The sequence below is a fragment of the Parabacteroides sp. Marseille-P3160 genome (genome assembly GCF_900162725.1).
Classification (GTDB): domain Bacteria; phylum Bacteroidota; class Bacteroidia; order Bacteroidales; family Tannerellaceae; genus Marseille-P3160.
The window spans coordinates 3,110,089-3,132,625 of the sequence record NZ_LT799418.1 but is presented as its reverse complement, the minus strand read 5'-3'; the positions used below and the strand labels follow the sequence as shown (position 1 = coordinate 3,132,625).

Sequence of the window (22,537 nt, the reverse complement as noted above, 5' to 3'; positions counted from 1 at the left end):
ATCCTTTAATAAACAAAAAAGCTGCTGATTTGCTTCAGTGGCTTTTTTTATAACCTGAACGTAACGTTTGGTCTACATCAAATTTATACCTTTGCATAACTATTTAAATTGGTACACATGAAAAAATATGTCCTTTTGTTTTGTGCATTCTTTTTGATGTCCGGATTTTTGAAAGCGGAAGAACCTCTGCAAGTGATGACATTTAATATTCGAATGGATACTCCGTCGGACGGAGCGAATCAATGGTCGAACCGGAAAGACTTGGCCGCCAATGTAATTAAGTTCTACCAAGTGGATCTGTTGGGAGCGCAGGAAGTGTTACACCATCAGTTGACGGATTTGTTGAAACGTTTGCCCGGCTATTCCTATGTGGGTGTCGGACGTACGGATGGCGCTACGCAGGGAGAATACTCTCCGATTCTTTATAAGAAGGAACGCCTCTCGATCGTGAAAAGCGGTAACTTTTGGTTGTCGGAAGATCCTACTGCCGTTGGTAAAAAGGGTTGGGATGCCGCCTGCGAGCGTATTGCAACCTGGGCCATCTTCAAGGACAAAAAAACGGATAAAGAGTTTTTTTTCCTGAATACGCATTTGGATCATATCGGTAAGGTTGCTCGCCATGAAGGAGCTTTATTGATCTTGAAACGAGTAAACGAATTGGCGGAAGGGCGATCTGTAATTGTAACAGGCGACTTTAATGCGACACCGGATGATGATCCGATCCAGGTTTTGACCCAACAGAATGATCCGCGTCATTTGATGCATACGAAGTTGCTTACCGCTTTGACTTACGGGCCGGATTGGACTTTTCAGAATTTCGGGCGCACTCCTTTGGAAAAGCGGGGATTTATCGATTATATTTTTGTGAAAGGCGACTTCATCGTGCTGCGCCACGGAGTGCTGAGTGAAACGCTGGATAATCTTTATCCATCCGACCATTGCCCGGTATTGACGACTTTGTCTTTTTAAGATTGGAAAAAAGTGTTGTCCGGAATCTACTTTAGAGTCGCTCCCTTTGTAAGGACTGGGTGATTTCTAATAAAAAAGTTATATCTTTACTTTTAATAAAAGAGATATAGAGATGCCAATAGTAAATGACAGAGATTATATTTTGTTGCAGGTTGAGAGTTTGAAGAAACTCTTGGCCCGGTTATTGAAAAACAATGCCATGGAGGAGGAACCGAAAGAAACTCTCCCTACGGTCGAAGAAGGACTAATGGTTCTGGGTTTGTCTTTAGACGACTTACGGAACCAGCCGATGGAGGACATCATAGCAGCTCATCCTGATTCGCAAATCTTATTTTTGTTGGATAGTTTTCTAGATGTATATTTGCAGCATGAGGCGGATCCCATGATTAAAGAACAGCGTGGAAAACTTCTGGCGCACCTTCATGAAACGGATAAAACTTACTCTTTCACGGAGTTTTTTTCGTGAAAACAGTTGATGAATCATACAGTCAGCAATAAATAAAATCCTTACCGCTTTTTCTATTCCGGCATAGTTTCAATGCGGATGGACATTTGTCAATTGCCCCTGACTATATTCAATGTATTCTCGGACAAGAATAGATGAACGAATAAAAAGAGATGAAATAGGAGATAACAGGCTTTTTCTCGAGACCTTTTTCTATCCCTTATTTCGTCCGACTCTCTATTGTAATTTACTTTTAATCAATAAATGAATAAGAAAGAGATGAAGATTATTACTAAGTTTGCGGCTTATTGTGCCATCGCACTATTTTCAGTCGTTGTCTTGAAAGCATCCCCCGGAGCGGATCGTTTCCGTTCTGCCTTATCGTTAAAAATGCCTGGAAATCCGGCTGAAGAATACAATTTGTCATTCCAGCCTTTTACCAACGAAAGTGAGGTTGGAGCATGGCAGGCCGAAAAAGAGTTACCGGTTAAGGTAACCCAAAAGATAGAGAATACTGGATATAAACGTCGCATCACCATTGTCCTTATGGCACGGCAGGATATTTATTTTAATTATCGAATGTGGGTCGAAACCGGTTTCCGTCATGAGGATTGCCAGTTTTATATGCCCGGATTCTGGTACCGGCATAACCTGCGTTCGCCACGGGAAGCCCCTTCTTTCCATACTTCGGATAGTTGGACAGTACGTGAAGATCGGCTCAGCAGCCCGTTGACCGGCATTTTTGATGAACGAAGCGGAGCTTACGTGACGGTAGCCCGGACCGACCGATTTGATAAGGATGCATTGACTACCCATAAGGAAGGGGAGGTGATTCTCTCCGGTTCCACCTCCATCGGGTTTACGGGGTTCGAGAATAAGGAGGGAAAGGCCATGCTGGCTTTTGGTTTTCCCTACCGGGAAACGCCGAAAACCTATATTCGTAAACTTACGTTAGCTCCTCCGGTAACGGCCTTTCAATTCTTAAAACAAGGGCAAGAACTGACACTGAACTGGGAAATCCGGGAAGGAAAAGAAGCCGATTTTTCTGATTTTGTAAGCCGTACATGGGAATATTGCTATGATACTTATCGTCCTCTTCCGGTGGAGACAACTTATACGCCGGAAAAAATGAAAGATGTGTTGAGTAGTTTCTTTACCCAGAGTTTTGTGGATGACCAACCGTTGAATTATTATTCCGGCGTTCATCTGCGTACGGATGATTGTAAAAGTACCGGCTCGGCCGAGGTGGGTTTTGTCGGACGTGTATTACTCAATGCATTCAATGCTTGGGAATATGGAGAAGCTCAGGATCGGACGGATCTGAAAAGAGATGCCCAAAAAGTATTTGACAGTTATCAGAAGAACGGCTTTTCATCGACGGGCTTTTTCAGAGAATTTGTAGACTTCCAGGCAGGTTCTGAGGAGACTACTTATAGCATTCGCCGCCAGTCGGAAGGGACCTACGCCATACTCCATTATTTGTTCTATGAAAGAGAACAGAAACGGAAACATCCTGAATGGGAACAGCGGATTAAAACCTTATTAGACCTTTCGTTGAAAATACAGAATGCCGACGGAAGTTTTCCACGAAAGTTCAAAGATGATCTTTCGGTTGTCGATAAAAGCGGAGGAAGTACGCCTTCCGCTACGTTGCCATTGATATTGGGATATAAATATTTTAAAGACAAACGCTATTTAGAGGCAGCCAAACGTACAGCAGATTATTTGGAAAAAGAGTTGATTTCGAAGGCGGATTACTTTTCTTCCACGCTTGATGCGAATTGCGAGGATAAGGAAGCTTCGCTTTATGCTGCCACAGCCACTTACTATCTGGCGCTGATCTCCAAAGGAAAAGAACGGGAACATTATGCTGCACTCACTCGTAAAGCCGCTTATTTTGCCCTTTCTTGGTACTATCTGTGGGACGTTCCTTTTGCCCAAGGACAAATGTTGGGCGATATCGGCCTAAAGACGAGGGGCTGGGGTAATGTTTCCGTGGAAAATAATCATATCGACGTTTTTGTCTTCGAGTTTGCCTCCGTATTGAATTGGCTTGCCCGGGAATATGGAGAGCGTCGTTTCTCCGATTTTGCCGAAGTAATTTACACCTCCATGCGGCAACTGCTGCCTTATGAAGGTCATCTGTGCGGAGTGGCCAAGAGGGGATATTATCCTGAAGTGGTGCAGCATACGAATTGGGATTACGGTAAAAACGGCAAAGGGTTTTATAATGATATCTTTGCTCCCGGCTGGACGGTTGCTTCCCTCTGGGAACTACTTTCCCCTCAGCGTACTGAAAAATTACTGAAATAGTGAATATATTGTTTGAAACGCGTCATGGAAGATTGCTTCAAATGTTTCATTTGAGATAAAACGAAAAATCACCTGCGGAGAACTTTCCGTAGGTGATTTTTCGTTATGAACCTACATTTTGCAACTCCTTTTTAATCCCAAAGATATTTATGGCTGAGAGCATACTTGCCTCCTCCGGTGAAAACCAAGGCTAATGCACCAAATAGATAAAGCCCTATCAGTTCAAGCGCCCAACCTCCCTGATCATTGAGGGTAAAGATCTGTTGGGTATGAACCAGAGCGGTGGCTACCACGAGATTGAATGCGAGTATTAAGGCGGCTACCCGCGTGGCGTAACCGAAGAGAATAAAAAGGGGTGCGATGACTTCACCGGCATAAACACCATAAGCGATGAAAGACGGAAGTCCCGCTCCCGTCACGATTTGTTCAATCATGCCCGGGCCGTAGAAAATCTTGGAGATCCCATGAAATAACATTAATCCGGCTATGCTTACCCGTAAAATCAATAATCCTAAATCTGCGTTTTTGTCTAACGTTCTCATTCTGTTTTATTTTATGAATCAATACTTTTATAATGTAACAATCTTCTGCTTTTGTTGTTTATGCTACTCTCTCTATAAAGAACAAATAAAAGATTTTAATAAATAAAAAACAAGTAGATGCTTAGGGAAGTATTGCAGAATTAAGAAAAATGACTACTTTTGCACCCGGGTAAGTCCTACACGGCCAGCTCCCTCGGAATCCCCCCAGGGCTTGACCGCAGCAAGGGTACTTGGTTGTAGCGGCGCGATGTAGTAAGCTTACCCACTTGCCTCTTTAGCTCAGTTGGCCAGAGCACGTGATTTGTAATCTCGGGGTCGTTGGTTCGAATCCGACAAGAGGCTCTCCAAAGAAGAAGGAAACCGGTTCAGGTTTCCTTTTTTCATTAGAGGCAAGCCTTTGATTACATTCGTTCAAGAAATTTTCCCGCAGGAATTAGAGACTGATTCTATGAAAAGACGTACCTTTGGGAAGGTAATTTATTAACAGAATACTGGTGGGAGAAGATAAAAGTATGTTGGCTCATTCGGCGATGTTATATGGCGCTTTGATGGGACTCTTTTGGATAGTCAAATATTTGTTTTTCATGTTCGGCTTTCATTGGCCGTTTTTTGACATGGTTTATTGGGGATTGACCTTTTTGGTACCCGTGTTAGCCTATGTGATGACCCTCTATTATAAGCACGATATAGGAGGACACATCAGTTTCCTGCACGCTTGGCAGTTTGGTTTCTTGCTTTATCTTTTTGCGGCGCTGCTTGTCTCCTTGCTACATTTTGTCTTTTATCGCTTCGTTGCTCCGCCCGACTACATTGCCAACACTTTCCATCAGACAGTTCTTCTTTTGAAGGAGGTTGATTTGCCTGCCGATGTACAAGCGGCCATTGATAAGATGGAGGTGCCGAGTCCGATCCTGATGGTCTTTTCGCAGTTGTTGAATAATATTATTTACGGAATTATCTTTTCCATTCCGGTAGCCTTGCTTGCCTGCCGGAAGAATGCGTAATTATGATAGGTAGGAAGAAACTAATACAAATAAAATAGAATGGACATCTCAGTAGTAATACCTTTGTATAATGAGGCCGAATCGTTGCCCGAATTATATGCCTGGATTAAGCGGGTAATGGATGAACATCAGTTTAGTTATGAAATTATTTTTGTGAATGACGGCAGTACGGACAATTCATGGGAGGTTATCGAAAGCCTGAGCAAGCAATCGCCTTGCATCAAAGGAATCAAGTTCCGCCGCAACTATGGCAAGTCTCCCGGCTTGCAATGTGGATTCAGCCGGGCGGAAGGAGAAGTGGTCATTACAATGGACGCCGATTTACAGGACAGCCCTGATGAAATCCCTGAATTATACCGGATGATCATGGAGGATGGATACGACCTTGTTTCCGGTTGGAAGAAAAAACGCTATGATCCACTGTCGAAAACCATACCGACCCGCCTGTTCAATGCAACTGCACGCAAGTTCTCCGGCATTCAATTGCATGATTTCAATTGCGGGCTGAAGGCCTATCGCAAAGAGGTCGTGAAAAATATAGAAATTTATAACGATATGCATCGTTACGTTCCCTATCTTGCCAAAATAGCCGGATTTACCAAGATAGGGGAGAAAGTGGTGCAACATCGCGCCCGCAAATATGGAAAGACTAAATTTGGATTAAATCGTTTTGTGAACGGTTATCTGGATCTGATTACGCTCTGGTTCACCTCCCGTTTCGGAAAAAAGCCGATGCACTTTTTCGGCTTGCTGGGAAGTCTGATGTTTTTCATCGGCTTTGTCGCCTTGGTTGTTGTCCTTTCCATGAAGCTGGCTTCTCTCTGGAGCGGCGATCTAAGGCCATTGGTCACGAACTCGCCCTATTTCTATATTTCACTGACGGCCATGATTATCGGAACGCAGCTCTTTTTGTCGGGATTTGTGGCGGAATTGATTGCCCGCAGTTCTCCTCAGCGCAATAAGTATAAGATAGAGAAAGAAATATAATAGTCCTGAAAATTTGGCATTTTTAGATAAACTATTCTTTTTGTTAAGTCTTTTTGTCAGATCCGTTTTTTTATATCGTAGGTATAAGGTTACATTTGTCCAATACTTCTAAATAAGGGGAAAAATGGAGGGGATGAAGAAGCGGACGATTATATTGTTTGTAATCTGTTTGCAGCCGATTTTGGTAATGCATGCGCAGGAACAGGAAGAATGGACGCGAGAAGATTCCATCTGGCTGGAAGGTATAAAGTCCGGGAAGATTAAGTTGAAGTTGAATGATCAGACATTGAAGTCCATCAAATCCGGCACCTTGATTTCTCCGGATGCGGCATTACAGGGCATACAAAAGTCGGCTCCTTCCCACCTTCCAATTACAAAGTCTTTTTCTGGCATCCATCCTTTGGAGTCTCTTTCTCCTAATTTATCAGCGGGCACAAGATGGTTGGAGCATAAGCGATTAGCGCTTCCGGATTCCGTTGCCATGAAGAAAATCAATTATAAGGATTTGCCACCTGGTGTCTTTGTACATTATGAACCGAAATATCTTCCGGAATTGGATTTGCCGTCTTTTCGGATTTACGGTAGTGATAAAGAAGATTTGAAAGCGCGTACCCCCAAACCGCTGGCCACCTTTTCCGCTGAAGACCTTCTCCGTTCCATCTTCTGGAAAAGCCACCGTGCAAAGAAAAGGAATGCCCAAAAGGCCAATGCCTGGAAAACTTATCATGCGATTCCTTAACTTTGACGGATAATTTCAATGGCAATGAAGAAACGAATCTTATGGGTGGTTATCCTGGCGCTCGGCTTGTTCTCCTGTTCGAAGAAAGAATATTTTGAGGACAGCGGGACGACCTTTCATACGCTTTACCATATTAAATATGAGGCTTCCGGACTGCTGACTGAAAAGATCGACGCCGAATTGCAAGCCTATAACTTCTCCCTGAATCCATTTCATCCGCAATCTATTATCTCGAAGGTGAATCGGAACGAGGAGGTGGAAGTTGATGATTGGTTTGCCGATGTCTTCCTTAAAGCGGAGGAGGTTTCGGAAAAGACAGGAGGGACATTCGACATTACCTGTGCACCTTTGGTCAATCTTTGGGGCTTCGGCTTTAGCAAGACGGACAGTGTGACACCGGCGATGATCGACAGCATCCGTTCCTTTGTCGGCTACCGGAAGGTCAGGCTGGAAGGACGAAAAGTCATTAAGGACGATTCGCGGATTCTTCTCAATTGTTCGGCTATAGCCAAAGGATATGCATGTGATGTTATTGCCCGCTTACTCGAACGGGAAGGAGTGAAAAATTATATGGTGGAGATAGGAGGGGAGGTGACCGCCAAAGGCGTTAATGAAGAAGGGGAGTGCTGGCAGATCGGCATCAACCGCCCCGGAAGCGAAGCGGAAGTAACGGGTGCTGTTCAGGATATTTTGACTATTTGTGACAAGAAAGGAATTGCGACCTCCGGGGATTACCGGAAGTTTATTGTCAAAGACGGGAAACGTTATGGGCATCATATTGATCCTCGTTCCGGCTATCCGGCGGAGCAACAGATCCTGAGTGTGACGATTTTATCCGGCGATTGCATGACTGCCGACGCTTACGCCACCGCTTTTCTGGTTCTTGGCGTCGAAGAGGCGACCGCATTAGCCGCCCGTACGCCTGAAATTGATTACTATATTATATATAACGACTCCTCCGGAATTCAAAAGACCCTCTATTCAAAGGGAATGCAAACCTACCTCAACCGGTAAGGCGGGAGTAAAGTGCTAAGCCCGCTTTTTTTCAGAATCGCTTTAGTTCTTGATATACTCGCTGGATCGGTAGCCCCATGACATTATAGAAGGAACCGGAAATAGATTCGACTCCGATGTATCCGATCCATTCCTGAATGCCATAGGCGCCGGCTTTATCGAAAGGATGGAAGCGGTCGGTATAATACAGAATCTCTTCCGTATCCAGCGTTGCAAAGCGAACCTTGGAGACTACCGAAAGTTCCTTCCGCTTCTTCCGGGTGACAAGGCAGACGCCGGTAATCACTTCGTGAGTCCGACCGGATAAGGTTTGCAGCATTCGGATGGCCTCTTCCTGGTCCCGTGGCTTCCCCAATATCCGGCCATCGATATGGACGACGGTATCCGCCGTAATCAGTAATTCGTTTGCCTGAAGGGCGGCCAAATAGGCTTCCGCTTTTTTTCTTGCGACATATACCGGTATCTCATGGGCAGGCAAGGCCTCCGGGTAAGACTCATCGATGCCCGGAATAATCCTGACTTCGAAGGGGATTCCCAAACCTCCCAGCAACTCTTTGCGCCGGGGAGAGTTTGAAGCTAAGACCACCTTATATTTTTCCAGATTTCCTAACATCTTTTCTTTTTGCCTTTCTTTTTTACCATCCGAAAGCTTCTTCGCCCATCCAGTTCCCTTGCGCTTTCATTGTCTGCTCGATTACTTCGCGGGCTACGCCTTCCCCTCCCTTTTTCTGTGAGATATAGCCGGAGATCGCCTTGATCTCCGGAGCGGCATCAGCCGGGGCGACAGGTAAACCGACCAGGCGCATTACTTCATAGTCCGGAATATCATCTCCCGCATAAAGCACCTCTTCGGCTTTTAGATCCGTCTTTTGGATAAAATCGGCGTAATCGATGGCCTTTATGGCCGATTTCATGTAGATATGTTTCACTCCGAGGCGTTCGAAGCGGATGCGGACAGCCTCTGTATAGGCTCCTGTAATGATGGCCACTATATATCCTCTTTTGATGGCTAATTGCAGGGCGTATCCATCCTTAATATTGACCGTGCGCATCGGTTCGCCGCTTTCGGCCATTGGGACGATATTGGACGACAGCACGCCGTCCACATCGAAAATGAATGCTTTTATTTTGGTTAAGTCGTAATTGATACTACTCATGACTGAATTCTTTATGTATGCTGTCGCTTAATCGTTTGTATAATTCTTTCCGTTCCGGATCGTCCAGGAGTTCCAACTGCCGACGGATGACCTCTTGGTCGTAGCGCACGGCCGGACCTGTTTGCGCCTCCCGCGGCGTCATATCCCGGACTTTTGCGGCCGTTTCTTCGATTAACGGCAGGAGCAAATCTTGGGGGATTCCCTGTTCCGTTATGATTTGGCCGGCCAGATCGTAGAGATGATTGGTGAAGTTGCAAGCGAAGACGGCGGACAGATGCAGGTAACGCCGCTGTTCCGAAGAATAGAAGCGTACCGTGCGGGACAAGTCGCTGGCCAGGTAATAGAGTATGTCTTCGTCGGCCTTCGATGTCGCTTCCAGAATAAACGGGATATGCTCGAAGTCGACGTCTCGCTTTTTACTGAATGTCTGCAACGGATAAAGTACGCCATAGCGGTCTACATGTCCTTTGAAGATATCCATTGGCACCGAACCGGCGGTATGTACCCATAGCGCATTGTTCGGCTGGATTGTCCGGATCGCTTCCTCCAGCGCGGAGTCCTTCAGGGCGAAGATGTATAAATCGGCATCCTTCCGGATTTTTTCAGTGGAAGTTGTCCAACTGCATTGCAGGCGGATAGCCAATTCGGCCGCATGTGCTTCGGTGCGGCTGTAAACTTGCAGGATCTGCACACCGGCTTTTTTCATCGCAAGGGACAGTTGTGTCGCCAGGTTGCCCGATCCGATGAAAACAACTTTTAATTGTGTTTTCATTTTTCTTCTTCTTTTTTCTCCAGCAAGCTGAAGGTTCCTATATGTACATTTTCCCAAGGCAACTGGTCTTCCTTGATCGGCTGCCGCAGCTGGTCCTTATGCCCGAATCCGATGATCGACAGGATGTCCAGTTGGTAAGGCATATTCAACAAACCACGGATATAATCGTTGGAGTCGGTCTCGTCTTCCCTTTGACGGTTTCGGATCTGACACCAGCAACTACCCAGTCCCAGGTCTTCGGCCTGTAACTGCATGTAGATCGAAGCGAGCGAAGCGTCTTCTATCCATACATCGGTGATCGTTACATCGGCAGCCACGACCACTGCAAGGGTGCAACCGGAAAGGAAAGCCCCTCCGTGTTTTTTGCTGGCGCTTAGCTTGGCTAAGATTTCCTTGTCTTCCACGACGATAAAATGGCAAGGCCTGGAGTTCTTGGATGTCGGCGCCTTCAAGGCCGCTTTTAGTATAAGTTCTACCTGGTCAGGCGATAAAAGCTCGTCGGTGAACTTGCGTGTACTTCTCCGTCTCGTTATGAGGTCTGAAAAATTATTCATAGTCTTTATTGTAATTCCATTTCATGAAAGACAAATGTACGGATTTATTTGTTTCTTCCAACCCGCTTCCTTATCCGAAAACGTACCGCAAGACAAACAATACGGACAGCACGTATAAGGTCGGCGATATCTGTCTGAACTGTCCGGTCAGTACCTTCATCAGCGTATAACTCAGCATTCCTAACGTGATTCCCTCCGCAATGGAGTATGTCAGGACGATGGTCAGTATGATCGTAAAAGCCGGCAGTGCCTCCGAAAGATCCGTCAATTGGACCTCCTTGATGCTCTTCATCATCATGACGCCGACGACGAACAGCGATCCGGTCGTGGCGGCGCCTGGCACCAGCAGGAATAAAGGAGAGAAGAACAGAGCCAGCAGGAATAAGGCTCCGGTCGTGGCGGCCGTAAGTCCGGAGCGTCCTCCTTCCGCTATCCCGGCCGCGCTCTCCACATACGTGCAGACGGTAGACGTTCCGCATACCGAGCCGAAAGTCGTCCCGATGGCGTCGGCCAGCATTGCCTGCTTCATGCCCGGAAGATTTCCTTTCTTGTCCAGTAAGTTGGCTTGCGCAGCGGCGCCGATAAGCGTTCCTACGGTATTAAATATATCCATGAAAATCAGGATCAGGATGATGATGAACGTGTCGAAATTTAATAACGGAGCGAAATCGAATTTCAGGAAGGTAGGTTCCAGCGATTGCGGGACGGATACCGGGAGGAAATTTTCCGGCAGGGAAGTCACTCCCAGCGGGATGCCCAGAAGGGTGCAGAGGATGATGCTGATAAATAAGGCGCCCCGGACTTGTTTCCATAACAAGGCTCCGCTGACAAGGATCCCGAAAAAAGCGAGGAGTGCCGTCGGTGTGAATTTTCCCAAGGTCACGAAAGTAGCGGGGCTGGCCACGATAATACCGGCATTCTTCAGTCCGATAAAAGCGATAAACATGCCGATGCCGACCGAAATGGCATAGCGCAGATTCGGCGGAATGCTGTCGACGATTTTTTCCCGGATATTCCCCAAGGTGATGAGGATAAAGATAATCCCCTCCACAAAAATGATCGCCAGCGCCGACTGCCACGAATAGCCCATTCCTTGCACGAGTGTAAAGGCAAAGAACGTATTAATCCCCATACTGGGAGCTAACGCAAACGGCATCTTGGCGATAAAAGCCATCAACAGGGTAGCTACCGCTGATGAGAGAGCCGTCGCTGTGAAGACGGAACCTTTGTCCATGGAGGTCGTGCCCAGGATATCCGGGTTGACTGCCAGGATGTAACTCATGGTAAGAAAGGTGGTAAGGCCGGCCAACAGCTCGGTTTTCAGGTTCATGGCCTTCTTATCGAAGCCAAATAATTTCTTTAGCATACAAGCATATTAAAAAGAGAAGGCAAAGGTAAAAAATATTGCATTGCTTTCAAATGACTTCCTTTCGCACAAACTTTTTAACCGGAAATATGGATTGTTTACACTCCTTTTCCTACCCGGTAACGTTTTGCCTATGCCCTGGTATAAAAAAGAGTGTATATCCGATCCTAATTAACAATTAATAATTAACAATTAACAATTAATATTCGGTTTTGCTTTAACTTGCACAAGCTTTTCTATTACATAGACTGATTCATTAATTAGTAAAGATTTTAATGCCATGACGAAATGTATTTCATTTATAACCAATTGCCTGTTATGTTTCCTGATCCTTTCCTGCAGTACGGTTTCCAAGGGTAAACAGGAACTTGACATAAAACAAATCGCAGAGCGTTCGGAAGGGAATCCGCTGGCTATCGGCCAAAGTAGCGTCTTCGATAAACCGGCCTTGCAAATTTCACCGGAAGATGGAAATAAGGGCATCGTGATTTGGAAAAAGGGTGATCACCCTATTTGGAGTGCAAACGGATATCTCGTATTTGAGGTTTATAATAAAGCCGTTTACAGTGGAATCATCAATCTGGAATTTTATAAGGATACACGTAATTCCGACTCCGAAGAGATCGTCTTGCAAGGGGGAGCGATCTCCGGAACGAAAGAAGAAACACCCTGGATCTCCTGCATGCTCGGCATATTGCCCCAATTGAAGACCCAAATGGTCTTTCCGTTGTCTTATCTGGATGCGCAGCAGATCTTTCTTCCCCGTTTTCCCCGGCAATTGAAGGGAACGGTCAGTGGAAATCGATTGGATATAAATGATATAACCAAAGTCGTATTGCGCTTCGGCCCCAATGACGGAACGAATTACAAGACGGCCTACGAATTGGCGTCGGTATTCGTAACGGATTCTGTTCCGCAATCTTATCCTGCCATATCCAAGCCGGTTGTCGACAGATTAGGCCAACGGAAAGATAAGGAATGGCCGGGTAAATTGAAGGACGAAAATGATATGATCGCCCAAAACCGCGAGATGGAGAAAGAGGTAGGGAATGCGCCGTTTCCATCGGAATGGGGGCGCTATGGCGGCTGGAAAGAAAAACACTTCGAAGCTACGGGCTTCTTCCGGACACAGCATGACGGCAAACGCTGGTGGCTGGTTGATCCGGAAGGGTATGCTTTCCTTAGCGTCGGCGTCGATTGTATAGGCACGAGTTCGGGGGGGCCTGTGACAGGAATTGAAGACCTGTTCGAATGGCTTCCTGGGAAGGACGATCCGGATTTTGCCGAAGCGTTTCGTGAAAGAGGAGACTCGAAATCCGTCGATTTTTATGTCGCCAACCTTATCCGTATTTACGGGAAAGACTGGAAGAACCAATGGAATAAGGTGACGGCGGATTTGATGAGGAATCTGCGTGTAAATACAGTCGGCAACTGGTCGGATATCGATTTTTCACGGAAGAGCCGCATCCCCTACGTGCTGCCGCTTCATAGTTTCCCCAGTACGGATGTTGCTTTATATCGTGACTTTCCCGATGTATTTTCGTCAGAATATCAGGAAAATGCAAAGGAATTTGCCACCCAGTTGGAAGAATTCAAAGACGATCCCTACCTGGTAGGTTACTTCCTGCGTAACGAGCCGCAATGGGCTTTTGGATATCATAATCTGGCATACGAAATGTTTGCTACTTCGCAACAGTCCGCTACAAAGGATGAATTTACCAACTGGTTGAAGGATAGGTATAAGGACGACATCAAAGCCGTCAATGAAAAATGGAAATTACAGTTAAAGGACTTTGCTTCCCTGAAAGAAAGCATCTTTAAGGAATATCCTTCCGAGACGGCAAAAGTAGATTTCCATGAGTTTTCGGCCGTGATGGTGAAGAAATACGTGGATGTGCCTTGCGATGAAGTCGAAAAGGTCGACAATAACCATCTGAATTTAGGAATGCGTTACGCATGGATAAGTTCGGATTTGCTTTATAAGGCAGGAGAACGTTTCGATGTATTTTCTATCAACGGATACGGACTGACGCCTCCTGCCACGGCTGAGATCGCGGAACGCAGCGGCAAACCGGTGATGATCGGCGAATTCCATCATGGGGCGGTAGACCGCGCATTGCCTGCGACCGGCATCATCGGCGTGATGAGCCAGCAGGAGCGTGCGGATGCCTATCGGAATTATATAGAGCAGGGATTCGCTCGCCCGGAACTGGTCGGAATGCACTATTTCCAATGGGTGGATCAGGCTTATACTGGTCGTTTCGACGGGGAGAATTATAATATAGGTGTTGTCACGACAGCCAATATTCCCTACCCGGAGTTAACGGAAGGCATGATCCGGACCAATGAGCGTATCTATGACGTCGCAACCGGAAAGGCTAAACCTCATGCTGTAAACATTCCGAATACTCCGGCTATACATTATTAATTTATTGCTGACAAGGTGTAATTCAGTCTACCTATTTATTGTTATCGGCCTGTGGGTATTTACCTATATGTGGTGATTGATGTGTTTTCGATTTCTCCGGAAATTTGTAGAACTCATAAACATCATAAACTCATTACACCTTGAAAACAGAAAAATGTAAAATGTCACTGGCCCTTTTTTTATTATCATTTACTAATGTCATCTGCTCACAGGATAGGAATTCCATAATAACAAGTAGGTTTTTATCGACGGGAAAGAATGCGCTGGTTTCTGTCTATTATATAATATCGATCTATTTATTATGGGTACCTTGAAGAAACTCCAGGCATATATGGGCAACCGGAAAATCCTTCTGCCTGTCTCTATGGTATTGTCTGCGGTCAGTTACCTGGCGGGAATTCTGCCTTTTATCTTTGTCTGGTTTATTGTAAGGGAACTGTTTCGTGCGGGGGGAATCCAGGCGTCTGACAAAGTGATCACCTATGCCTGGTGGGCGGCCGGTTGGGCGATTATCAATACAATACTCTATTTTGTCGCCCTGATGTCATCGCATCTGGCGGCCTTCAGGGTAGAAACGAATCTTCGCCGTAAGGCCATGAAGAAAATAATCAACATGCCGTTAGGCTTTTTCGACACGAATACGAGCGGACGTATACGGAAAATTATTGATGATAACGCAAGCATAACACATACTTTTCTGGCGCATCAATTGCCTGATCTGGCCGGAACCATCCTGGTCCCGGTTGTTGCGGTCATCCTTGTTTTCGTGTTCGACTGGAAGCTCGGACTCGTTTGTATGATACCGGTGATTATTTCTTTCTTGCTGATGACGGTCATGATGAATAACAACAGCCGTAAATTCATGCAGGAATATATGACTTCCCTTGAGGAAATGAATGCAGAAGCGGTTGAATATGTAAGAGGAATTCCGGTTGTGAAAGTCTTTCAGCAAACTATTTATTCTTTCAAGAATTTTCATAGAAGCATTATGAATTACAACAAGATGGTTTCCTCCTATACGGCCATGTGGGAACAACCCATGTCCGCCTATACCATTGTCATTAACGGATTCGCCTTTCTACTGGCGCCTGCCGCCATTTTGTTGATTGGAAATACCGGAGATTATGCAACGGTGCTGCTTAACTTTTTCCTCTTTATCCTGATTACTCCCATGTTTTCCCAATGCATCATGAAAAGCATGTATCTGGAGCAGGCATTAGGACAAGCTACGGAGGCAATCAACCGTCTGGATAAACTAACCTCTTTTAAACCCTTGCGGGCTACGTCTTATCCAAAACCGGTTAAGAATTATGGTATCTGTTTCGAGCATGTTTCCTTTATCTATCCGGGGGCGAAGCAGAAGGCCATCGACAATATCAGTTTTTCCATTTCGCAAGGGAAAACCGTAGCATTGGTCGGTGCCTCGGGAAGCGGGAAGACAACAATTGCACGCCTGGTTCCCCGTTTCTGGGAAGCCACGGAAGGGCAGGTCTTGTTGGGAGGTACCAATGTCAACGATATTGGGCCGGAAGAGTTGATGAGCAAAATCTCTTTTGTTTTCCAGAATACACGTTTGTTCAAAACATCCCTGCTTGAAAATATCAAATACGGTAATTCAGAAGCAACGCTCGAAGAAGTCGAAAGGGTAGTGGATCTGGCCCAATGCCGCGACATCATAGACAAACAGCCGAACGGACTTGATACCTTGATTGGAACGGAAGGCACTTACCTTTCCGGAGGCGAGCAGCAGCGAATCGTGCTGGCTCGTTCCATCCTTAAAAATGCTCCCGTTGTGGTTCTGGATGAAGCGACCGCTTTTGCCGATCCGGAAAACGAACATTTGATCCATCAGGCGATGGTGGAACTGACCAAAGGTAAAACCGTCCTGATGATTGCCCATCGGCTGACCAGCGTAACCGATGCCGACAATATATTGGTAATAGATAAAGGGAGAATCGCGGAACAAGGCTCCCATAACGGATTAATTAATCAACACGGCCTTTATTCCGCCATGTGGGATGAATACCGACAGTCCGTCCGCTGGACCATAGGAAAGGAGGCTCGTCATGCTTGAAATAATAAAAAAACGCTTTGCTCTTTCGGATAAGGGGGCTAAAGACTTTTGCAAAGGAATATTTTTTACCAACTTACAGGATATTATACTGATGCTTCCTGCCGTTTTTGTATTCCTGTTTCTTGATGATTATCTCCGGCCGATTCTTATTCCGGACTCTTCACCGGTACACGGATTACTTTATTACAGCCTTCTCGCCCTGTTTTTTATTTTGGTAATGTATGTCGTTTCTGTCTTCCAGTACCGCAGTACTTATATCTCTGTTTATGAGGAGAGCGCTAACCGGCGTATTTCCCTTGCGGAAAAACTCCGTAAATTACCCCTGGCCTTTTTTGGAGAGAAGAACCTTTCGGACCTTACCGCTACGATCATGGACGACTGCACAGACCTTGAGCATACATTCTCCCATGCCGTACCGCAGTTGTTTGCCTCCCTAATCAGTATCGTCCTGATTGCCGTCGGAATGGCGTTTTACAACTGGCAATTGACATTGGCTTTATTCTGGGTCGTACCGGTAGCCCTGCTGGTTATTCTTTTGTCAAAGAAGAAAATGCGCAAGGACAACCGGATGAATTACTTAAATAAACGGAGCGTCAGCGAGCAGATACAGGAGGGACTGGAAACTATCCAGGAAATTAAATCCTATAACCGGGAGAATGATTATCTGGAGAAACTGAATGCCAAGCTGGACCGCTATGAAAAGGAAATGACCCGGGGAGAATTGCTGATCGGTGTCTTTGTGAACGGTTCACAAAGCATTCTGAAACTGGGATTGGCCAGCGTAATCATTGCGGGTGCCCAATTACTGGCCGTAGGAAGGATAGACCTGTTTACCTATTTGATCTTTATGATCATAGGTTCCCGGATTTATACACCGATCGATGAGGTTTTGAACAACCTGGCCGCCCTTTTTTACCTGGATGTCCGCATTAACCGGATGAACGAGATGGAAGAGCTGCCCATTCAGCACGGGAAAACGGAATTCACTCCCCAGGATTACGATATCGTATTCGACAAGGTCGATTTCTCCTATGAATCCGGGAAGCAGGTATTGAAAAACGTTTCGTTTTCTGCCAGGCAAGGCGAAGTAACCGCCCTGGTAGGGCCTTCGGGAGGCGGGAAGAGTACGGCCGTCAAGTTAGCCGCCCGCTTCTGGGATGTCCAGTCGGGCAAGATCACCCTCGGAGGAGAAGATATCAGCCTCGTTGAACCGGAGACGCTGTTGAAGAGTTATTCCGTTGTTTTTCAGGATGTCGTGCTCTTCAATGCATCCATTATGGAGAATATCCGCATCGGGAAACGGGATGCGACTGATGAAGAGGTGATACGCGCCGCCCGCCAGGCCCGCTGTGACGAGTTTGTGAGCAAGATGCCGCAAGGATACCAGACGGTTATCGGTGAAAACGGGGAGACGCTTTCCGGCGGTGAACGCCAGCGCGTGTCTATTGCCCGCGCCTTGCTGAAGGATGCCCCGATCGTATTGTTGGATGAAGCGACGGCCTCTCTCGATGTAGAGAACGAGACGAAGATACAGACGGCCATTTCCGAATTGGTACGAAATAAGACAGTACTGATCATAGCCCATCGTATGCGGACGGTTGCCAATGCCGACAAGATTGTCGTTTTGGATAATGGAAGCGTTGCCGAAACAGGCTCTCCTGAAGAGTTGGGAAAACATAACGGGTTGTTTGCCCGCATGGTCGACCGGCAGCGGTCAAAAGAATAAGAAAGTATGACTGAGGAACGAGCTGATATCTTCGATAATAAATGTTTTTGGGGTGGACTTTAGAAACCTTCGAATGTGAATTTAAGGCCTACACCCTGGCATTTCTCCGCATCGAAACCAAGGAAACCGGCCATGTTGAAAATATGGTTGCCGAATCCGTAACCTAATTCCGTGTAATTCGGCAACGCCGGCGTCCACAGTTTACTGATGTAAAACCGCTCGGTCAAGACATACCGTGAGATATTCAGCAGCGAGGAGAGGATAAAGGGACTTTCATATACGAAATGGGCCTGGGCAAAGGAATTGGAAGCATTGTACCATTCGCTTTTCAGAAGGTTGAACCGTCCGCCGATCGGCTCGTTCCACGATTCGGGGAAGTTCCGCCGGGCGAAGTAGCGGAAGTCGGCAAAATAAACCGATTTCTGTTTGGAAAAAAATCCTCCGCTCACATGATAGCTAAAGCGACGCAGCAATCCGAGCGAGATACTCTGGTGGATATCCGCCTCCATGCGTTCATAATTCCCGACGCTGCCTAATACGCCCGGAATCCCCCGGGCGTATTCGACTGACATCGTCGGGAAATTGGAGTATAGGTATTCCTTGTGTCTGCCCTCCATCCGATAATATTGGCGGGGCGTATAGGTTAGGCCGATATAAGGGGATAAGTCATTATAGTCTTCGTTGATAAGATCACTGATATCTTCATTCACAACTTTGTCTCCTTTTTCTTTCACCGGGATGCGGCAATGATAACTGACGCCGGTAGTTAGCTGCAAGCCGTTTATCAGTTCGATCCTGTTCTTCAGTTCGACGTAGTAGTCATTGTAATACTTTAAGTTTAGGTTGTCGAAATTGAAAGCCGAATCTTTCAGTAATTCATTGATGTCGTCGATCAGTTCCGATGAATAGGCCTGGTTGCCGTTTCCGATGATGCCGGATAGCGTACCCTGCCTTTCCGGCCAGTATTCCCATTCTCCGTCTACTTTATAGAAAATCTTCTTTCGTTTGAATACGTAACCGATTTCGGGATTGAAGCGTAGGATCGTCCCGTCGTCGTATTCCTTCCGGATGCGAAGCCGCTGCTGGTAAGAGAGGCCGTTGAACCCAGAATAGCCCAGTTGGAATGGGTTTAGGATACCCGAATATCTGATGTGCATAGTATTCCGGTCGAAGTTGAGAGAGTTGGTCAGGTTTTCCGTCAGTTTCATATATTCCAGTTTTTCAGATGAATCGGCCGGAGCTTCCAGTCCCTTCTCTTCTTTCTTTCTTTTCGCCGTATTATATAAAGAGTCTTCTTCGACCGAAAGGGGAACGGCCCGGACTCTTTCCCAGAAAGCGGTATCGCTGATAACCGGAACCGTGTCCGTAATAATCTGGTGATATTCGGTCAAGTCGAGAGAGCGATGCTTCTCTTTCTCCTTTTTCGATGCCTCGTCTTCGTTTACCCATTCAATGCGTTTGTATTTATAAAAGGAATGGTAGGTCGTTTCGATTACATTACCCAAGACGCTATACCATAATTTCAATTGCGCTTTTTCTGCCAAAAGAAGCTGGTGGGCTTCCTTTCCGAAATAGATTTGCAGTTCGAACCTGGCGTAAGGGGATAATCCCTTAAGCTTAAACTGGTCGATGGTCCATGACTTGTCGACAATGTGCATTGTTCCGGAGACCAGGCTGCGGCTTATTTTCTTGGGGTGAAAGTTAATGACGAATATTTTATTCCCCTGATCATTGTCTATCCGTTCCAGTTCGAAGGTATAATGCTTGAAGGCGTTGGGAGCGACCGGCATTAATATCTGATTCTTGTTGACGGTGGCTGTGTAAGCATTGATGTTTAAAAAGGAGAGGGCTTCCTTTTGCTTATCTTTATCCGGCAGTTGGGTTCCGTTGACAGCGCAGAAACGATGAATGTAGTTGTTCGGGGAATTATAAGTCGATTGGCTGAGCAACTCGAAAAAATATTGTTTTTTTTTCCGGTCGACCGGAATAATATGATGGGCAAACAGAATCAGGAAGTTCTGCTTTTTTATTTCCGTATAGCCCTTGACGTAGAGGTCGGCTTCATAGCGGGAAATTTGCGTTGCATAGGTTTCCGCATTTTTTATAACCTGTTTCATTATGGAATCTGCTATATACGACTCATTACCTTGCCTGCCGGAAGATGTTAAAGGGGATAAGGGGCAAGTGCTTGTTGCATGGGTCAAGGTGGCGGCCGAAACACAAAAAAAGATAACTATGAAAACAATATTTCTCAACTCAATTTGTTTCTTCTTGTACAAACTTAAGGATTATATTTCAATATTAATGCCTAAACAATGTGAATAGAAAGAATCCATCTTATTATATTATTTGAGAATGAATAATTATTAAAAAGAAAAAATGTATATTTGTGCTTCAAAAGCATGTTATTAAGCAGAGCCGTGATAAAACAGAACAAAGCAGAAGTCGACTTGTCGGCTAGTTTGTCAGAGGTATGGAGGGTCTTGACCGAAAATGAGCGGGAGGTGCTTCGAAGCAGTGCGACTATTCAGCAGTATAAGCGGAATGAGTTGATTTATTGTGAAAACGAAGAACCGAAGGATATGATGTGTTTATTGAGAGGGAAGGTAAAGATATTCAAGGAAGGGGTCGGAGGAAGAAGCCAGATTATCCGGATGATTAAACCGATCCAATACTTTGGCTATCGCGCCTATTTTGCTCAGGAAAACTATCTGACCAATGCTTCGGCCTTTGAGGCATCCACTGTTTGTTTAATCCCTCTGACGGTTGTAAAGACGTTATTGTTGGGCAATACGAGTCTGGCGTTGTTTTTTATTCGCCAGTTATCGATTGACTTGGGTATTGCTGATGAACGTACTGTTAACTTAACCCAAAAGCATATCCGCGGTCGTTTAGCGGAATCTTTGCTGTTCCTGAAAGACAGTTACGGGTTGGAAGAAGACGGTGCGACATTAAGTATCTATCTTTCGCGGGAGGATTTAGCCAATTTATCCAATATGACTACTTCCAACGCTATTCGTACTTTATCCACATTCGTGTCCGAACGTATCATTGTGATGGACGGGCGTAAAATAAAGCTGATCGACGAAGAAAAACTCCGGAAGATCAGCCGCATGGGATAATAATTCTTCTCCTTCGTTTAATGGATGAAACTGTAGACGCTATGTTTATATTACCCAATATAGACATAGTGCCTGCAAGGACTTTACGTCTTATTACAGGCAGTTATACTTCGGATCCCCGTCTCCCGTAATGGCGATGCATTCCGTTTCAATGAGCCACCCGGGACGGCATACCGGCGCCAGCATGATTAGGTGGGGCAGGTAAGGGTGATGAGCCTGAATATACCGTTCTACCACCTGATAATCCGACGGATCCCGCAAATAGACAAGAGCTTGCTTTATATCCCGGAGAGAAGCGCCGGCCTCTTCCAGTAGTGCCCTGATATTTTCCAGCATCCGCTCCGTTTGCTTCAGGATGTTGCCGGGATAAAGGATATTCCCCCGGTTATCAATACTTGCCGTGCCGGAAAGGAAGATATGTTTCCGGTCTCCATACGTAACCGCCACTCCCCGCTCAAAAGTCACCCCATATTCATAGGTAGGATTCAGGTGGGTCTTTGCGTAGAGGTACCGGATCTGTTCCGGTAAGAGGCCATCTACCGCATACGCATCCATGGTTGTCAGTACTTGTGGATCCGCATTCCGGCCTTCGATTCCCGTACTTGCGATATAATGTGTTTTCTCCGTCAGATCCTGGGTGAAGAATACCTCTTTACGGGCTTTGACGACTCCCGCATAGTTCACATCGATATTCTGTACGAAAAACCAGGTACGGATACAATTGGAGGCAAGCGTGCCTCCCTGTTCCGTGAGCCTCAGGATGTAATCTTCCAATGCCAAGCGGGTTTGGTATTCCGGATCAGCAGCCTTGGAATGCAGATTGCCGGCCCATAAGTGGCGGTATCCGTTATGTGCTGCTTCGAACATACCGGAAGAATGGGTTTCGGTTTCAATGCCGGATCCGGTCTGCAAATAAGCCCATAATGCGATTTTCGTTCCGTTTAGCGGAGCTTGCTGTATAACGGACAGGGCGCAGAAAGGATTCAAGCTTTCCTGTTCGGCCAGCAGATCTGCCTGGTTGGCCGCATCGCTCAGGAAATAGCGCCGGAATACCGCGACAGCCTTTCGCCCCAATTTCTCTTCGACGATAGCCGCATAGGATTGCCGAATTATTTGCAATTGTTCCTTAAAGGAGAGCAGTGGATTTGTTATCGATAAGAGAAGATGATAATCTGTTACCCCTCCTTTGCCTTCAAAAGCGTTTAATTGGATATGGATTGCTTGTGTTTCGTCTTTTGTTTTATATTCCATCTGAGATGTGAGCATCGTTATCTGTTCTTGTTTTATTGTTTTTTACTCTATGATAAAGGTAAAAAAAAAAAGCG

Annotated in this window: 19 protein-coding genes and 1 tRNA gene; 12 read left to right on the top strand and 8 right to left on the bottom strand. The window is 45.9% G+C overall.

The features are described 5' to 3' along the window. The first annotated feature begins 117 nt into the window (after positions 1-117). The 3 genes from BQ8014_RS12470 (at position 118) to BQ8014_RS12460 (ending at position 3,727) form a co-directional block, all read left to right on the top strand. Positions 118-969: an endonuclease/exonuclease/phosphatase family protein gene (locus BQ8014_RS12470; RefSeq protein WP_080904636.1), complete on the top strand. Its 852-nt coding sequence runs from the start codon at positions 118-120 to the stop codon at positions 967-969. Between the two features lie 112 nt (positions 970-1,081). Beyond that, a complete protein-coding gene (locus BQ8014_RS12465; protein WP_080904635.1) occupies positions 1,082-1,435 on the top strand; it encodes a hypothetical protein in 354 nt (117 codons plus the stop codon). Between the two features lie 258 nt (positions 1,436-1,693). Next, positions 1,694-3,727, top strand: coding sequence for a glycoside hydrolase family protein (locus tag BQ8014_RS12460; protein ID WP_080905958.1), 2,034 nt, complete (start codon positions 1,694-1,696; stop codon positions 3,725-3,727). Between the two features lie 131 nt (positions 3,728-3,858). Here BQ8014_RS12460 and BQ8014_RS12455 read toward each other — a convergent pair whose 3' ends face one another. Further along, positions 3,859-4,269 carry a DoxX family protein gene (locus BQ8014_RS12455; protein WP_080904634.1) on the bottom strand — a complete coding sequence of 137 codons (411 nt, stop codon included), beginning with the start codon at positions 4,267-4,269 and terminating at the stop codon, positions 3,859-3,861. 268 nt (positions 4,270-4,537) lie between these two features. Between BQ8014_RS12455 and BQ8014_RS12450 the strand changes: the two genes are divergently transcribed. From BQ8014_RS12450 to BQ8014_RS12430, 5 genes are all read left to right on the top strand, one after another. Then, a tRNA-Thr gene (locus tag BQ8014_RS12450) sits at positions 4,538-4,611 on the top strand. 170 nt (positions 4,612-4,781) lie between these two features. Beyond that, on the top strand, positions 4,782-5,273 hold the full coding sequence (locus BQ8014_RS12445; RefSeq protein WP_234998037.1) for a DUF4199 domain-containing protein: 492 nt from the start codon (positions 4,782-4,784) through the stop codon (positions 5,271-5,273). Positions 5,274-5,312: 39 nt separating this feature from the next. Next, positions 5,313-6,260, top strand: coding sequence for a glycosyltransferase family 2 protein (locus tag BQ8014_RS12440; RefSeq protein WP_080904632.1), 948 nt, complete (start codon positions 5,313-5,315; stop codon positions 6,258-6,260). A gap of 124 nt (positions 6,261-6,384) precedes the next feature. Then, a complete protein-coding gene (locus BQ8014_RS12435; RefSeq protein WP_080904631.1) occupies positions 6,385-6,999 on the top strand; it encodes a hypothetical protein in 615 nt (204 codons plus the stop codon). Positions 7,000-7,023: 24 nt separating this feature from the next. Beyond that, a complete protein-coding gene (locus BQ8014_RS12430; protein ID WP_080905957.1) occupies positions 7,024-8,013 on the top strand; it encodes an FAD:protein FMN transferase in 990 nt (329 codons plus the stop codon). A gap of 31 nt (positions 8,014-8,044) precedes the next feature. Here BQ8014_RS12430 and BQ8014_RS12425 read toward each other — a convergent pair whose 3' ends face one another. From BQ8014_RS12425 to BQ8014_RS12405, 5 genes are all read right to left on the bottom strand, one after another. After that, positions 8,045-8,626, bottom strand: coding sequence for a Maf-like protein (locus BQ8014_RS12425; RefSeq protein ID WP_080904630.1), 582 nt, complete (start codon positions 8,624-8,626; stop codon positions 8,045-8,047). A gap of 22 nt (positions 8,627-8,648) precedes the next feature. After that, positions 8,649-9,170 carry a KdsC family phosphatase gene (locus tag BQ8014_RS12420; RefSeq protein WP_080904629.1) on the bottom strand — a complete coding sequence of 174 codons (522 nt, stop codon included), beginning with the start codon at positions 9,168-9,170 and terminating at the stop codon, positions 8,649-8,651. Beyond that, entirely contained in the window at positions 9,163-9,942 is a 780-nt protein-coding gene (locus BQ8014_RS12415; RefSeq protein ID WP_080904628.1) for a Rossmann-like and DUF2520 domain-containing protein, read from the bottom strand. The genes BQ8014_RS12420 and BQ8014_RS12415 overlap by 8 nt, the downstream gene beginning before the upstream one ends. Next, a complete protein-coding gene (locus BQ8014_RS12410; RefSeq protein ID WP_080904627.1) occupies positions 9,939-10,496 on the bottom strand; it encodes a nitroreductase family protein in 558 nt (185 codons plus the stop codon). Before BQ8014_RS12410 ends, BQ8014_RS12415 begins: the two co-directional genes overlap by 4 nt. A 70-nt stretch (positions 10,497-10,566) precedes the next feature. Next, positions 10,567-11,862 (bottom strand): NCS2 family permease, encoded by a 1,296-nt coding sequence (locus BQ8014_RS12405; RefSeq protein ID WP_080904626.1) that lies wholly within the window; start codon positions 11,860-11,862, stop codon positions 10,567-10,569. Between the two features lie 280 nt (positions 11,863-12,142). On the opposite strand from BQ8014_RS12405, the gene BQ8014_RS12400 reads away from it, so the two are divergent. From BQ8014_RS12400 to BQ8014_RS12390, 3 genes are all read left to right on the top strand, one after another. Continuing rightward, positions 12,143-14,290, top strand: a complete 2,148-nt coding sequence (locus BQ8014_RS12400) for an alpha-amylase family protein (protein WP_080904625.1) — start codon at positions 12,143-12,145, stop codon at positions 14,288-14,290. A 301-nt stretch (positions 14,291-14,591) separates the two neighbouring features. Then, entirely contained in the window at positions 14,592-16,364 is a 1,773-nt protein-coding gene (locus BQ8014_RS12395; RefSeq protein ID WP_080904624.1) for an ABC transporter ATP-binding protein, read from the top strand. Continuing rightward, on the top strand, positions 16,357-18,090 hold the full coding sequence (locus BQ8014_RS12390) for an ABC transporter ATP-binding protein (protein ID WP_080904623.1): 1,734 nt from the start codon (positions 16,357-16,359) through the stop codon (positions 18,088-18,090). The genes BQ8014_RS12395 and BQ8014_RS12390 overlap by 8 nt, the downstream gene beginning before the upstream one ends. A gap of 59 nt (positions 18,091-18,149) precedes the next feature. Here BQ8014_RS12390 and BQ8014_RS12385 read toward each other — a convergent pair whose 3' ends face one another. Continuing rightward, positions 18,150-20,207 (bottom strand): DUF5686 family protein, encoded by a 2,058-nt coding sequence (locus BQ8014_RS12385; RefSeq protein ID WP_087880510.1) that lies wholly within the window; start codon positions 20,205-20,207, stop codon positions 18,150-18,152. A gap of 303 nt (positions 20,208-20,510) precedes the next feature. On the opposite strand from BQ8014_RS12385, the gene BQ8014_RS12380 reads away from it, so the two are divergent. Continuing rightward, positions 20,511-21,212, top strand: a complete 702-nt coding sequence (locus tag BQ8014_RS12380) for a Crp/Fnr family transcriptional regulator (protein ID WP_080905955.1) — start codon at positions 20,511-20,513, stop codon at positions 21,210-21,212. Between the two features lie 93 nt (positions 21,213-21,305). Here BQ8014_RS12380 and BQ8014_RS12375 read toward each other — a convergent pair whose 3' ends face one another. Then, complete coding sequence (locus tag BQ8014_RS12375) at positions 21,306-22,463, bottom strand: Rid family hydrolase (RefSeq protein ID WP_080904622.1); 1,158 nt, start codon at positions 22,461-22,463, stop codon at positions 21,306-21,308. Between the last annotated feature and the right edge of the window lie 74 nt (positions 22,464-22,537).